This window comes from Vibrio sp. 10N.239.311.G01 (assembly GCF_041465805.1).
Classification (GTDB): domain Bacteria; phylum Pseudomonadota; class Gammaproteobacteria; order Enterobacterales; family Vibrionaceae; genus Vibrio; species Vibrio crassostreae_C.
The window spans coordinates 255,827-270,323 of the sequence record NZ_JBFSRM010000001.1 but is presented as its reverse complement, the minus strand read 5'-3'; the positions used below and the strand labels follow the sequence as shown (position 1 = coordinate 270,323).

The 14,497-nt window shown below is 44.8% G+C and carries 12 protein-coding genes; 6 read left to right on the top strand and 6 right to left on the bottom strand.

All coding sequences use genetic code 11. The features are described from left to right. Positions 1-17: 17 nt before the first annotated feature. The 6 genes from cydB to aspS form a co-directional block, all read right to left on the bottom strand. Positions 18-1,154: a cytochrome d ubiquinol oxidase subunit II gene (gene cydB / locus AB6D06_RS01135; protein ID WP_017067531.1), complete on the bottom strand. Its 1,137-nt coding sequence runs from the start codon at positions 1,152-1,154 to the stop codon at positions 18-20. A 13-nt stretch (positions 1,155-1,167) separates the two neighbouring features. Beyond that, on the bottom strand, positions 1,168-2,754 hold the full coding sequence (cydA, locus tag AB6D06_RS01130) for a cytochrome ubiquinol oxidase subunit I (protein ID WP_017062077.1): 1,587 nt from the start codon (positions 2,752-2,754) through the stop codon (positions 1,168-1,170). A 551-nt stretch (positions 2,755-3,305) separates the two neighbouring features. After that, entirely contained in the window at positions 3,306-4,322 is a 1,017-nt protein-coding gene (gene ruvB / locus AB6D06_RS01125; protein WP_017062078.1) for a Holliday junction branch migration DNA helicase RuvB, read from the bottom strand. A gap of 103 nt (positions 4,323-4,425) precedes the next feature. After that, the gene (gene ruvA, locus AB6D06_RS01120; RefSeq protein WP_017072254.1) at positions 4,426-5,037 is read right to left on the bottom strand and encodes a Holliday junction branch migration protein RuvA; all 612 of its coding nucleotides are present in this window, start codon (positions 5,035-5,037) and stop codon (positions 4,426-4,428) included. 153 nt (positions 5,038-5,190) lie between these two features. Further along, on the bottom strand, positions 5,191-5,712 hold the full coding sequence (ruvC, locus tag AB6D06_RS01115) for a crossover junction endodeoxyribonuclease RuvC (protein WP_004736470.1): 522 nt from the start codon (positions 5,710-5,712) through the stop codon (positions 5,191-5,193). Positions 5,713-5,924: 212 nt separating this feature from the next. Continuing rightward, positions 5,925-7,697, bottom strand: coding sequence for an aspartate--tRNA ligase (gene aspS, locus AB6D06_RS01110; protein ID WP_017072253.1), 1,773 nt, complete (start codon positions 7,695-7,697; stop codon positions 5,925-5,927). Positions 7,698-8,011: 314 nt separating this feature from the next. Here aspS and AB6D06_RS01105 point away from each other — a divergent pair, with 314 nt between their 5' ends. From AB6D06_RS01105 to AB6D06_RS01080, 6 genes are all read left to right on the top strand, one after another. Next, positions 8,012-8,917 carry a DUF72 domain-containing protein gene (locus AB6D06_RS01105; protein ID WP_372100490.1) on the top strand — a complete coding sequence of 302 codons (906 nt, stop codon included), beginning with the start codon at positions 8,012-8,014 and terminating at the stop codon, positions 8,915-8,917. A gap of 139 nt (positions 8,918-9,056) precedes the next feature. After that, positions 9,057-9,785, top strand: coding sequence for a carboxy-S-adenosyl-L-methionine synthase CmoA (gene cmoA / locus AB6D06_RS01100; protein WP_017062083.1), 729 nt, complete (start codon positions 9,057-9,059; stop codon positions 9,783-9,785). Between the two features lie 186 nt (positions 9,786-9,971). Further along, positions 9,972-10,943: a tRNA 5-methoxyuridine(34)/uridine 5-oxyacetic acid(34) synthase CmoB gene (gene cmoB / locus AB6D06_RS01095; RefSeq protein WP_009846365.1), complete on the top strand. Its 972-nt coding sequence runs from the start codon at positions 9,972-9,974 to the stop codon at positions 10,941-10,943. A 288-nt stretch (positions 10,944-11,231) separates the two neighbouring features. Continuing rightward, positions 11,232-11,972, top strand: coding sequence for an ATP-dependent zinc protease (locus AB6D06_RS01090; protein ID WP_065585129.1), 741 nt, complete (start codon positions 11,232-11,234; stop codon positions 11,970-11,972). Positions 11,973-11,989: 17 nt separating this feature from the next. Beyond that, positions 11,990-13,495, top strand: coding sequence for an inactive transglutaminase family protein (locus AB6D06_RS01085; RefSeq protein WP_065585128.1), 1,506 nt, complete (start codon positions 11,990-11,992; stop codon positions 13,493-13,495). Positions 13,496-13,498: 3 nt separating this feature from the next. Beyond that, a complete protein-coding gene (locus AB6D06_RS01080; protein WP_029235672.1) occupies positions 13,499-14,479 on the top strand; it encodes an alpha-L-glutamate ligase-like protein in 981 nt (326 codons plus the stop codon). The last annotated feature ends 18 nt before the right edge of the window (positions 14,480-14,497 follow it).

Below are 14,497 nucleotides of genomic sequence, written 5' to 3'. Positions count from 1 at the left end.
GTTATTTAACTTCTAGCTTAGTAAGCTGAAACGTCGTTATCTTCGATGTGTTTCTTATCTAGACGACCGAACATTTTGTAGTATGTCCAAGTTGTGTAGCCAAGAATCACAGGAACCATTACCGCCGCAACGACAGTCATAAGACCAAGCGTTAGCTCACTCGCTGTTGAATCCCACATAGTCAAGCTTTGGTTAGGGTTCAGGCTTGATGGCATTACGAATGGGAACATTGCAAAACCAGCCGTTAGAATAACACCAGCGTTCGATAGGCTTGAGAACAAGAATGCGAAACCACCACGCTCAAAGCGAGATGCAATCACAGCAAGCAGTGGCATTGCTACACCAAGGATCGGCGCAGCCCACATTGCTGGATAAGTTTCGAAGTTTGTCATCCAAGCACCCACTTGAAGTGATACTTCTTTGTTTAGTGGGTTTGAGTCAGCAAACGTATCGATAGTGCTCGTAATTACATAGCCTTCGATAGATTGAACCCAGAAACCACCAATAACGAATAGAGCAATAGCAATTAGGCCAGTGATCTGAGCAACGTTACGAGCACGAGCGTGCAGCGCTTCTGTTGTCTTCATTTGAAGCCATGTTGCACCTTGCATCACGAACAACATCAGAGCCAACACACCACAAAGCAATGCAAATGGGTTAAGCAGAGCGAAGAACGTACCATGGTACTTAGACATCATAAATTCGTTCAGTTCAAATGGAACACCTTGTAGTAGGTTACCAAATGCCACACCGAAAATGATTGGTGGTACTGCGCCACTAAAGCAAAGTGCATAGTCCCAAGTTTTGCGCCATTTTGGATCTTCGATCTTAGAGCGGTAGTCAAGTGCAAGTGGACGTAACCAAAGCGCTGCTAACGTCGCGTACATTGCGAAGTAGAAGCCAGAAAACGACGTTGCGTAAACCAGTGGCCATGCAGCAAACAATGCACCACCCGCAGTGATAAGCCAAACTTGGTTACCATCCCAGTGAGGGGCAATCGTGTTTAGCATAATACGACGTTCAGTGTCGCTCTTACCGATAACAGGTGACAGAGCGGCAACACCCATATCAAAGCCATCAGTTACGGCGAAACCAACCAGTAGAACACCGATCAATACCCACCAAATAAGTCGTAAGCTTTCGTAATCAAACATAATATTCCCTCACTTATACTTCAACTGAACGGCTAACTTTGTCTTCAACAGAGTTATCGTTTTGTTCGAAGTGGTAACGGCCTGTCTTCAAGCTACTTGGACCTTTACGTGCGAATTTCAGCATTAGGTAAACTTCAGCAATCAAGAACACTGTGTAAAGTGCCAGGATAGCGAATAGAGAAGTCCAAAGCTGTTCAATAGTCAGTGCTGATGCAGCAACGTTAACCGGTAGGATTTCACCAACCGCCCATGGTTGACGACCAAACTCAGCAACGAACCAACCTGCTTCAATCGCAATCCAAGGAAGTGGGATTGAGAATAGCGCAGCTTTAAGTACCCATGGTTTCTGTTCGATTTTCTGACGACACGTTTGAACAAACGCAGCACCGAATACAAACAGCATGATGAAGCCACAAGCAACCATCAGACGGAATGACCAGAATAGAGGCCAAACTGTTGGGATAGAATCATCCGCAGCCATTTGGATTTGGTCTTCAGTTGCATCAACAACGTCGTCTGTGTAGCGCTTAAGAAGCAAGCCGTAACCTAGGTCACCTTTCACTTCGTCGAACGCAGCCATGTTTTCTTCAGACTTATCGCCTGCACGTAGCTTTTCAAGCAGCTCGTACGCGTACATACCAGTACGGATACGATCAACGTGGTCATCACGTAGGTCACGTAGGCCCGTTACTTCAGTATCAAGCGAACGCGTTGCGATGATACCCATTACGTAAGGAATTTTAATTGCGTAGTCAGTATTCATTGTCTCTTGGTTTGGAATACCAAAAACAGTAAATGCGGCTGGTGCTTCTTCAGTGTGCCATTCCGCTTCTACAGCAGCGAGCTTCACTTTTTGAACTTCACCAAGCTCGTAACCAGATTCATCACCTAGTACGATTACTGACAAGATCGCCGCCATACCGAAAGACGCTGCAATCGCGAAAGAGCGACGAGCAAAGGCAAGGTCACGACCTTTAAGAATGTAGTATGAGCTGATACCAAGGATGAACATTGCACCCGTTGTGTAACCAGACGCTACTGTGTGTACGAATTTAACTTGTGCTACTGGGTTTAGTACAACTTCAGCGAAGCTCACCATTTCCATACGCATAGTTTCAAAGTTAAATTCCGCACCCACTGGGTTTTGCATCCAGCCGTTTGCTACCAAGATCCAAAGCGCAGAGAAGTTAGAGCCAAGTGCTACTAACCAAGTTACCGCTAAGTGCTGACGCTTTGACAGTCTGTCCCAACCGAAGAAGAATAGGCCAACAAAAGTAGACTCTAGGAAGAATGCAACAAGCGCTTCGATAGCTAGCGGAGCACCAAAAATGTCGCCAACATAGTGAGAATAGTAAGACCAGTTAGTACCAAACTGGAACTCCATGGTTAAGCCTGTCGCTACACCAAGAGCAAAGTTAATACCAAACAATTTACCCCAGAACTTGGTCATGTCCTTGTAAATTTGCTTGCCAGTCATTACATAAACTGACTCCATAATGGCAAGTAGAAATGCCATACCTAAAGTCAGTGGAACAAATAGGAAGTGATACATCGCTGTAAATGCAAACTGCAATCGCGACAGATCAACAACATCAATCATGGTAACTCCTTTGTGTCGGCTGAATGACACTTGTGTGATTATTCACCGCAAAAATCCATGTTAAAACAATTTATGTAATTGTTATTACAAATTGAAATTTGTAGCAAAAACGTACCGTTATAGTTAGATTATTGTTAAGCATGAGCTAATATAGCTGACGCTAATATTACTGGTAAAATCAGTATGTTTCAAAAGGTTTATGGGAGAACCCTGCGTTGATTTGTATCAAATTTATTTGAGCAAATTAGAGTTATTTTTGTACAATTATGATTAAAATCACACCAATTATGCTTGTCTTAATAACAGCGCATGATATCTGTGACAAATGCTCAGCACCGCCTCAACATCCGAATTACAACTACCTATAAAGTATTAACAAAAAATATGACAACTTATTTCATTTCCTGTTATCTAAATCAAACCTGAAATCAAAGTTTCCATTTTTGAAGCTCCCTTTTCGATCTTTTTATCGACTCGCTCAAAGAGTTGTTATTCAGTAAAAAGCAAAAAAACCAGCGCTTATGCAACTTGGATCTTTAAAAATGAATAATTTAACGATTGGAGGGTTTATCTATTCCAAAGTGTAAATACGCTCTGTCGGTCGCGATTCGACCTCTTGGCGTCCTTTGTAGGTAACCTTGTTGAATCAAGTAAGGTTCTAACACATCTTCAATAGTGTCTCTCTCTTCACCAATCGCGGCAGCCATGTTGTCGATACCTACCGGACCACCACCAAACTTCTCCATAATCGCCAGCAGAAGCTTTCTATCCATGTAGTCGAAACCTTTAGCATCGACATCCAACATGTTTAGCGCTTTGTCAGCAACCTCCGGACAAATATGCCCGTCGCCTTTTACTTCCGCATAATCACGAACACGGCGCAGTAGACGGTTAGCAATACGTGGCGTACCACGAGCTCGGCGAGCAACTTCTAGCGCCCCTTCGGACTCCATAGAAAGACCAAGGCAATCTGCACTGCGCTGAACGATGTTTTGTAGATCTTCAACCTTGTAGTACTCAAGACGCTGAGTAATACCAAAACGGTCACGTAACGGCGATGTCAGTGAGCCAGCACGAGTGGTTGCGCCAATCAAAGTAAAAGGAGGAAGGTCAATCTTGATAGAGCGTGCCGCTGGGCCTTCACCAATCATGATATCTAATTGGTAGTCTTCCATTGCAGGGTACAACACCTCTTCAACCACAGGGCTTAAACGGTGAATCTCATCAATGAACAGGACATCATTTTCTTCGAGATTGGTCAGTAACGCCGCTAGGTCGCCTGCTTTTTCTAGAACAGGGCCTGAAGTCGTACGAATGTTGACATCCATCTCATTGGCAACAATGTTCGCCAACGTGGTTTTACCCAAGCCTGGAGGGCCAAATATCAACAGATGGTCGAGCGCCTCGTTACGCAGTTGTGCCGCTTTGATGAAAATCTCCATCTGGCCACGAACGTGATCCTGACCTTGATAGTCAGCCAGTGCTTTAGGGCGTATTGCACGATCAATGACATCTTCATCTTTGAATACTGGGTTATCCGGTGCAATAAGGCGATCGGCTTCAATCATAAATTCTGCTATTCCTAACTATGCTCTTGTTGACTCTGCGCTTCTTGACTCTGTGTAAAGGCAAAGTGAATGAGTCTATTTTGTCGAACAAGTATATTGGGTATTAAACCATCGATTTCAGAGCTTCGCGAATCAACTGTTCGCTGGTCATGCCATCTTTAGCCACTTGAGAAACCACCTTGGAAGCTTGAGTCGGCTTGTAGCCTAATGCAAGTAGCGCACTTACCGCTTCTTCTTCCGCGTCGTGAACGGTTGGAATAGAATCAATCGGAGCTGCATCTGTCGCTGGAGTAAACAAGTCACCCGCGCCCCACCCTTTCAGGCGGTCTTTCATTTCAACAACCAGACGTTCAGCGGTTTTCTTACCCACACCCGGAAGTTTAACCAGCGTCGAGATGTCTTCACGTTCAACACTTTGAACAAACTGGCTAGCCGTCATGCCTGAAAGAATGCCAAGGCCTAGCTTAGGGCCCACACCGTTCGCTTTGATCACTTCACGGAACAGCGCACGCTCTTTAACCGTGTTAAAACCATAAAGTAGCTGCGCATCTTCACGTACAACAAAGTGCGTGTAGATGATTGCCTCTTCGCCCACGTTTGGTAATTCGTAAAAACAGCTCATTGGCATTTGAACTTCATAGCCAACGCCACTCACTTCGATTAGTAATTCTGGTGGCTGTTTTTCTATTAATGTACCGCGTAGACGTCCGATCACAATTCACTCTCTTGATGGAATATAATTTGAGGGACAGAATATAAAAGAACTGGATGCTTATCCAGTTCTTTGTGTTTATTAAGATGATTTATTTAAGCTTGCTTAGCTTAAGAAACCGAATGATTCTGTCTTCAGAAACGCCATAGCCTATGGTTATCGGTAGCGCCCTTTTCTCGCGCCTGTCGCTTTACCAGCAAGAGCTACCAAGGTTTTATTGGTGTTGGCGTGAGTGATCGCTACGCCTAGAGCATCGGCAGCATCGGCCTGTGGTTTAGCGGGTAACTTAAGCATGCTCATCACCATGTTCTGAACCATCGACTTATCTGCACCACCATTGCCTGTCACCGCTTGTTTGATTAGACGAGCCGCATATTCATGAACGGGGAGATCAGCATTTACCGCTGCCACTATCGCACTGCCACGCGCTTGTCCCAGCTTAAGTGCTGAATCAGCATTCTTCGCCATGAACACTTGTTCGATCGCGAATACGTCAGGCTGGAACTGGGTGATGATTTCGCTCACACCGGCATAGATCTGCTTTAAGCGACCCGGCAATTCTTTTTCTGACGTGCGAATACAACCGCTACCTAAGTAATATAGATGGCGACCATTTTGACGAATCACGCCATAGCCGGTAATGCGAGAGCCAGGGTCAATCCCTAAGATAATAGACATAACTTCAAATACTGATTATTTATACATGCTTTATGAGCTTAGTATATCGGACGCAAAAAAAAATGCCCGTCAAATTAACGGGCATTTCGTTGTTCTGCGAAAGAAAAAGTTCTATCAAAAACTAAGTTTTGTTGAAAGCTAAAGTGCTATCTAAGACTTAAGCTCTATCGAAAACTCACTGCTTGATTAGAAAGCTGAGCTTAATCGTTTGATTAGTCTTCTTTCTTAGCTAAGTTAACAGCGATTGCTAGCTCTTCCAGTGATGCTGGGTTTGCTAGGCTTGGCGCGTCTGTTAACAGACATGCTGCAGCTGTTGTTTTCGGAAATGCGATAACGTCACGGATGTTCTCAGTACCACAAAGCAGCATTGCTAGACGGTCAAGACCGAATGCTAGACCAGCGTGCGGTGGCGTGCCGTACTTAAGCGCTTCAAGTAGGAAGCCGAACTTCTCTTGTTGCTCTTGTGCTTCGATACCTAGGATACCAAATACCGCTGTTTGCATTTCTGCGTTGTGGATACGTACAGAACCGCCGCCTACTTCGTAGCCGTTGATTACCATGTCGTATGCATCAGAATTTGCTGCTGCTGGGTTCGCTTTTAGCTCTTCTGCGTTCACACCTAGTGGTGATGTGAATGGGTGGTGCATTGCGTGTAGGTTACCTTCGCCGTCTTCTTCGAACATTGGGAAGTCAACAACCCACAGTGGAGCCCATGCAGATGTGTCTGTTAGCTCTAGATCCGTACCTAGTTTAAGACGAAGTGCGCCCATTGCTTCAGCAACGATGCCCGCTTTGTCTGCGCCGAACAGAATGATATCGCCAGATTCAGCTTGAGTACGATCTAGAATACCGTTGATTACGTCTTCGCTTAGGAATTTAGCAACTGGAGATTGAATACCTTCCATGCCTGCAGCACGGTCGTTAACCTTCATCCAAGCTAGGCCTTTCGCGCCGTAGATGTTTACATGTTCAGCGTAGCCGTCGATTTGCTTACGAGTTAGCTTAGCACCACCTGGAACACGGATAACTGCTACGCGACCTTTTTCGTCGTTAGCTGGGCCAGAGAATACCTTGAATTCAACATCTTTAACCAAGTCAGCAACGTCCACTAGCTCTAGTGGGTTACGTAGATCTGGCTTATCAGAACCGAAACGACGAATCGCTTCAGAGAAAGGCATTACTGGGAATTGACCTAGTTCAACATCTAGAAGTTCTTTCCACATATCGTGAACAAGCTTCTCAGTCACGTTACGTACTTCTTGAGAAGTCATGAAAGATGTTTCGATATCGATTTGAGTAAATTCAGGCTGACGGTCAGCACGTAAATCTTCATCACGGAAACATTTAACGATTTGGTAGTAACGGTCAAAACCAGACATCATCAGCAGTTGCTTGAAAAGCTGAGGAGATTGAGGAAGTGCGTAGAAGCTACCTTTGTGAACACGGCTTGGTACTAGGTAGTCACGAGCACCTTCTGGTGTCGCTTTCGTTAGTACTGGCGTTTCGATGTCTAGGAATAAGTTCTCATCTAGGAAACGACGAACGAAGCTAGAAGCACGTGCACGAAGCTTAATACGGTCGCTCATTTCTGGACGACGAAGATCGATGTAACGGTACTTAAGACGCTGCTCTTCAGAGTTCGTTTGGTTGAAGTCTAGTGGAAGCGCTTCTGAACGGTTAATGATCTCTAGACCCGTCGCGTAAAGTTCTACTTCACCAGTAGCCATGTCTTTATTTACTTGGCTGTCCGGACGAACTCGTACTTCACCAGTAAACTTGATACAGAATTCATTACGCAGTTGGTTAGCGATCGGGAAGATATCTTTCATATCTGGATCGACAACAACCTGAACGATGCCTTCACGATCACGCATATCAATAAAGATAAGACCGCCTAAATCACGGCGACGGTTTACCCAGCCGCACAATTCTACAGTTTGTCCCGCCAGGGACTTGTTCAGGTTACCACAGTAATGGGTACGCATAATGAATTTCCCAATCTCTTAATTATTTACTAATTTCCAAGCTGTCAGTGGTCATTCCACACAACAGAGCAAAGGAACATTTATACGCGGAAACTCGCTTAAAATCGACCTTCCACATTCGAATTTATTGTGTTTTATCTGGCTTTGCTGCTTTTTAGCCCATCAAGTGCGCAAAGATTCATCAAAACCGAAAAAATTGCGATAATTATATCTCGAAAGTACCTTAATCAGCAAAACTCTCGTAAAGTAGATTTTCGTTTCAACCCAAAAACTTTTTGTAATGACTGATGGCGTGATGGATAACGGTGTAATAGATGGATAATCGTGTAATAACAACAGAAACTTTACCTCTAAGACTTGGATTAACTATGTGGTCTCATTCTGAGTGGCAAAGTCAGTTCTACGGTAAAGGCACCAAGCCTGCCGAACGCTTGGAAAAATACACCCAAGTTTTCCATACCGTTGAGGGCAACACCACCTTTTACGCTACGCCAAGTATGTCTACCGTTCACAATTGGAAAGCCGCCAGTCACGATGATTTCAAGTTCACCTTCAAATTGCCCAAATTCATCACCCACCAGCAACAACTGAGACACTGCCTAGCCGAACTCAAAGAGTTCTTGATGACGATGTCGCCACTGCATGACCGTATTGGTCAATGGACGATTCAGCTGCCGCACAGTTTTGAGCCCAGCATGCTGCCTGCCCTACAAAAGTTTTGCACCTTATTCCCAAAAGATATGCAGCTTGGCGTCGAAGTTCGACACTTAGGTTTCTTTGATAAGGGCGATGCGGAAAAACGCTTCAACCAATGGCTGGTTGAGGAAGGCATCAATCGCATCATCATGGACAGCCGCCCCGTTTTCTCTGCGCCACCCACCACAGAAGCGGTGATCGATGCGCATCAGAAAAAACCGCGTGTTCCTGTTCATGCAATTGCTACCGCCAATAACCCGATGATTCGATTTATTGGTCACCCAGACCAAGAACCTAATATTGAGTTTTTTAAGCCTTGGTTTGCCAAAATCCCAAACTGGCTTAATGAAGGCAAGCAGCCCTATTTAATGATCCACACCCCAGACAATAACCACGCACCTGAACTTGCGATTGCTATTTATAAGAGGCTACAAAAGCAAGTCTCTGAAAATACATCATTATTACTGCCCGAACTGGCTCAGTTTCCAGCTCAAAAAGGCAATCACCAAATCTCGATGTTTTAACCTCTCACTTGTAAGTAGCTTCGAACCTTGAGCTAAATCTCAGTTTTCGTGACAGTGGCGTTTTTTTTACGTAAAATACGCCCCCTTTTATTTGGTACGAATTTTGTGCCAATTACGCTGACTGTCGAGAGAAAATGCTATGAGCAACACAGACAATATCTTTTCCGCTCCTATTGATAAAATTGGAGACTTCACCTTTGATGCAAGGGTTGCTGAAGTATTTCCGGATATGATTCAACGTTCGGTGCCTGGCTATAGCAATATCATCTCTGCAATCGGCATGCTGGCTGAGCGCTTTGTAAAGCCACACTCAAATATTTACGACCTTGGCTGCTCGCTTGGTGCTGCGACACTTTCTATGCGTCGTCACATTCAGCAAGAAGGCTGCACGATTTTCGCGATCGATAATTCAGAAGCCATGGTTGAGCGCTGCAAATTGCACGTTAATGCTTACCGCAGTGACACACCGGTAGAAGTGATTGAAGCCGATATTCGTGAAGTAGAAATCAAAGACGCGTCTGTTGTGGTGCTTAACTTTACGCTGCAATTTCTTTCTCCAGACGATCGATACGCTCTGCTTGAGAAAATTCATGCTGGCCTGCGCCCAGGCGGGATCTTAATCCTGTCAGAAAAATACGTATTCGAAGATGAAAGCTCAAATGAACTGCTTATCGACCTGCACCATGATTTCAAACGTGCTAACGGGTACAGCGAGCTAGAAGTAAGTCAGAAACGTAGCGCAATTGAAAACGTGATGCGCCCGGATTCGATCCCTGTTCACAGAGAGCGATTTGATAAGATTGGCTTCTCAAGCAGCGAAGTCTGGTTCCAATGTTTCAACTTTGGTTCAATGTTCGCGATAAAGTAAACATTTTAGATTACGTAACCGTCGCGACACCGTTAGCACGTACTAAAATGTCATCCTCAAGAGCGAGGAACAAACGAATTGGGGATCTCTTATCAAACACGATAAACGAGATTCCCTAGCATGTTTGTCCACACTCTTAATGGAGTGACAAATTTAATTTCTACACCACCAACTCAGTGAAAACCTATGTTTAATTTTGCCAATTTTTATCAACTTATTGCCCAAGATACTCGCCTTCAGCCGTGGCTAAATGTTCTTCCTCAACAGCTGACGGATTGGCAAAATGCAGAGCACGGTGACTTCGACCGCTGGTTACGTGCATTGAACAAGATTCCACAAGGTGTGCCTGACCAAGTTGATCTGAAAAACTCAGTGACCATTGGCAGCTCTACACCGTTCCACACGGGTGAACTTAAAAAGTTAGAAAGCTTGCTAAAGACTTTCCACCCTTGGAGAAAAGGTCCTTACACGGTTCACGACATTCATATCGATACAGAATGGCGCAGTGACTGGAAATGGGATCGTGTGCTTCCACATATCTCACCACTTAAAAACCGTTCTGTGCTCGATGTAGGTTGTGGCAATGGTTACCACATGTGGCGCATGCTTGGCGAAGGCGCTCGTCTTACAGTAGGTATCGACCCTTCTCACCTTTTCTTGGTTCAGTTTGAAGCGATCCGTAAGTTGATGGGCGATGACCAACGTGCGCACCTTTTACCTCTAGGTATTGAACAACTACCAAAACTGGAAGCGTACGACACTGTATTCAGCATGGGCGTGCTATACCACCGTCGCTCTCCGCTTGATCACTTGATTCAACTGAAAGACCAATTGGTGTCTGGCGGTGAATTAGTGCTTGAAACCTTAGTGATTGAAGGCGATGAAAATGCAGTTCTGGTTCCTGTTGACCGTTACGCGCAGATGAGAAACGTGTACTTCTTCCCCTCTGCTCGAGCTCTGAAACGCTGGCTTGAACAGGTCGGCTTTGAAGACGTGCGCATCGTGGATGAGAATGTCACGACAATCGGCGAGCAACGCACGACAGAATGGATGACACACAACTCTCTACCAGATTACTTAGACCCGAATGATCCAAGTAAAACGGTTGAAGGTCACCCAGCACCAAGACGTGCCATTCTTGTGGCGACCAAGCCATAAATGTGATGCCCGAAAGCCATTATTTAGCCGATAACAGAGTAATGGCTTTTTGGTGGCTACAGCGCCACCTTTTGCTTCGCTGTGAGCTTTCACAAAAATGCGCGCAAATTGAACAAAAATTGACTTATGCTTAATAAGTGAGCTATTTAAAATTACAATAATTGGCGTAGCGCTCACATTGCGATTCAATATGACCAGACTCTTACAATAGGATGCTTCACGCATCCTTTTTTGTGGGCTAAACTTCTAAATAGTCTGAACTATTCTCTAATTTCCAAAGGTTTTTTTATGTTTAAGCGATTATCGCCTATTGTGGCGGTTGGTTTGCTCTCTGGTTGTACCCTTACTAACGGTGCTGCCTACCACCAAGAAACTCTCGATGCTATTGCCCGCTCAGAGACAAACATCGCAAATAAGGTTCAAAATCTTGAACTGCAAGTCAGTAATCAAAGTGATTACATTGAAAGCTTAGAAGACGAAATCATCACCCTTTCAAATCAGTTAGATGTTCATCTAACAAGCATGGAACACAAAGTCATTGAAGAGCTAGAGGAAGAAGAACCCGTGGCAGTTGCAGCGGCTCCTATCGCTCCTACCTCACAACCGACTATCCTTGGCGGAATCGAAAAAGTGTCTATCGACTCAATCAAACAAAGCTTTGATGCGCGAGTGGATACCGGCGCAACAACCTCTTCTTTGAATGCCGTCGATATTAAAGAATTCGAACGAAATGGTAAGAACTGGGTTAAGTTCCACCTAGAAGACCAAGGACAAGCGGCAGAAGACCAAAAATGGATTGAAGCGCCTGTTGTACGTTATGTGAAAATCCGCCAATCAACCAATGATCAGACAGAACGTCGAGCTGTGATTGAATTATGGGTTAAAGTTGGAAAAATCCATGAAAAAGCGCAATTTACATTGGCGGATCGCTCTCAAATGAGTCACCCTGTATTACTAGGGCGCGAATTTATCAAAGACATAGCGCTAGTAGATGTAAGTAAAAAGTACGTACAAACGGAAGTTAAATAACAATAGTAGGGTAAGCTATGACGTCAAGAATTCCATTTTATATCTCTATATTCCTGCTTATCGTGGCAGGCATAACACTGAGTATGTTCAGACATACGACCTACGGTGTACCTTGGACTCCAGGGGAAACCAGGCAGGTTTGGGACGTTGAAGCTCGTATTGAGTTCAACGCAGTAGGCAAAGAAGCAAAAGTTTCCTTAGCGGCTCCTCATACTCAGTCTAACTACACACTTATCGGCGAATCGGCTTCATCACCAGGTTACGGTATTTCTTACTTAAATACTGAGTCAGGTCGTCGTGCAGAGTGGTCTATTCGTTACGCAGATGGCCCTCAAACCATCTACTACAAGACACAATTCCTAGTCGACAACCAAGCTAAAGTGAACGACACACCACCAGAAGGTGAAGTGGTTCAACCAAGCTTCGACGGCCCGGAAGAAGCGGCGTCTCTAGCTCTTATTGACAGAGCAACAAAGCGTTCTGCAGACAATCTAACGTTCACTCGTGAGCTCATCAAAACACTTAATGATCCAGACAGTCAAAACTCTGCGCTGATTCTGAACAACATGACCAAAGTGGAAGCGACACACAAGCTACTTTCAGCAGCGAAAATACACAACAAAGTGGTTGGTGTTATCGAGCTAGAAGATGGCCGTCGTCGTCAATCAATTCAGAACATGATTCAGATTTGGGATAACGATGAGTGGATCCTATTCTCTCCTGAATCAAGCGAACAACAAGTCCAACCAAACCTACTCATCTGGGACGAATCAAACGTTTCTCTACTGGATGTTGTTGGCGGTCAGAACAGTAAAGTTCACTTCTCTATGATTGCTCAAGAGGTTTCACCAACGGAAGCAACCAATAGTAAAGTCTCTGCTGATCAACTGTTAAACCTTTCAATTCACAGCCTACCGTTAGAAGAGCAAGCGATGTTTAAAACCATCATGCTGATTCCTATCGGTGCTCTGATTGTTGTGTTCCTACGTGTCATCATCGGCCTGAAAACGTCTGGTACGTTCATGCCAGTACTGATTGCGGTAGCCTTTGTACAAACACAACTGGTAACGGGTATTGTTGGCTTCCTGCTTATTGTAGGTACGGGTCTTATTATTCGAAGTTACTTATCCAAACTCAACTTGCTCTTGGTAGCCAGGATATCCGCCGTAATCATCACGGTAATCATGATTATCTCTGTGTTTACTGTAGTCGCGTTTAAAGTGGGTCTGACTGAAGGTCTATCTATTACGTTCTTCCCTATGATTATCCTATCTTGGACTATCGAACGTATGTCTATCCTATGGGAAGAAGAAGGCGCGAAAGAAGTAATGCTGCAAGGTGGTGGTTCTCTATTCACTGCGGTTCTTGTTTACTTAGGCATGACTAACCCGTTCATTCAGCACTTAACGTTTAACTTTATTGGTTTACAACTTGTTATTCTAGCGACCATCTTGCTACTAGGTAACTACACAGGATACCGTCTAACCGAGCTTCGTCGCTTTAAACCGCTAGCGGAGGACTAAGTTATGTTTGATCAGTTTACTTCACCGTTTAGGTTGAAAGACAAAGGCATAATGGGAATGAACAAGCGTAACCATAGTTATATTGGTCGCTACAATGATCGTTCCAAGTATCCACTCGTTGATGACAAGCTTAAGACGAAGATCATTGCTGAACAGGCTGGTGCTACTGTACCAAAACTGATTGGCGTGATTGGTCATCAAGCTGAAGTAAAAACAATCCACAAGATGGTAAAAGAGTGGCCGGGTTTCGTAATCAAGCCAGCTCAAGGCAGTGGTGGTAAAGGTATCCTTGTTGTGACTTCTCACAAGGACGGCGTTTACACCAAGCCATCGGGTTCGACTATCAATGAAGAAGACGTAGAGCGCCACATCAGTAACGCTCTCGCGGGTCTTTTCTCACTCGGTGGTAAGAACGATGTTGCTGTAGTTGAAAACCTCATCAAGTTTGACGAGTGTTTTGACGGCTTCAGTTACGAGGGTGTACCAGATGTACGAATCATTGTATTCAAGGGCTACCCTGTAATGGCGATGATGCGTCTATCGACTTCGGCTTCTGATGGTAAAGCTAACTTGCACCAAGGTGCTGTGGGCGTAGGTATTTGTATCGCTACGGGTAAAGCCGTTCGTGCGGTTCAATTTGACCACCCAGTGACTCACCACCCAGATACGGGTAAAGAGTTGGCGCTACTACAAGTACCCCATTGGGAAAAGCTGCTGACACTTGCATCAAGTGCTTGGGAAATGACAGGCCTTGGTTACATGGGTACGGACATGGTTTTAGACCAAGAAGAAGGCCCGATGGTACTGGAGCTAAACGCTCGCCCTGGATTAGCAATACAGATTGCAAACGGCGCAGGTTTATTACCTCGCTTGCATCATATTGAAAACCTGGGCACACCGGCTGAATACCCAAAACCAGCAGAGCGCGTTGCCTACGCTGCTAAGCAATTTGGTGTTCACGGTAGCGAAATTGTTCAAAACTAAGCTCATCTAAATTAAAGC

Coding starts and splice junctions, on each gene's coding strand:
- cydB (WP_017067531.1), bottom strand. CDS start 1,154: ATGTTTGATTACGAAAGCTTACGACTTATTTGGTGGGTATTGATCGGT.
- cydA (WP_017062077.1), bottom strand. CDS start 2,754: ATGATTGATGTTGTTGATCTGTCGCGATTGCAGTTTGCATTTACAGCG.
- ruvB (WP_017062078.1), bottom strand. CDS start 4,322: ATGATTGAAGCCGATCGCCTTATTGCACCGGATAACCCAGTATTCAAA.
- ruvC (WP_004736470.1), bottom strand. CDS start 5,712: ATGTCTATTATCTTAGGGATTGACCCTGGCTCTCGCATTACCGGCTAT.
- aspS (WP_017072253.1), bottom strand. CDS start 7,697: ATGCGTACCCATTACTGTGGTAACCTGAACAAGTCCCTGGCGGGACAA.
- AB6D06_RS01105 (WP_372100490.1), top strand. CDS start 8,012: ATGGATAATCGTGTAATAACAACAGAAACTTTACCTCTAAGACTTGGA.
- cmoA (WP_017062083.1), top strand. CDS start 9,057: ATGAGCAACACAGACAATATCTTTTCCGCTCCTATTGATAAAATTGGA.
- cmoB (WP_009846365.1), top strand. CDS start 9,972: ATGTTTAATTTTGCCAATTTTTATCAACTTATTGCCCAAGATACTCGC.
- AB6D06_RS01090 (WP_065585129.1), top strand. CDS start 11,232: ATGTTTAAGCGATTATCGCCTATTGTGGCGGTTGGTTTGCTCTCTGGT.
- AB6D06_RS01085 (WP_065585128.1), top strand. CDS start 11,990: ATGACGTCAAGAATTCCATTTTATATCTCTATATTCCTGCTTATCGTG.
- AB6D06_RS01080 (WP_029235672.1), top strand. CDS start 13,499: ATGTTTGATCAGTTTACTTCACCGTTTAGGTTGAAAGACAAAGGCATA.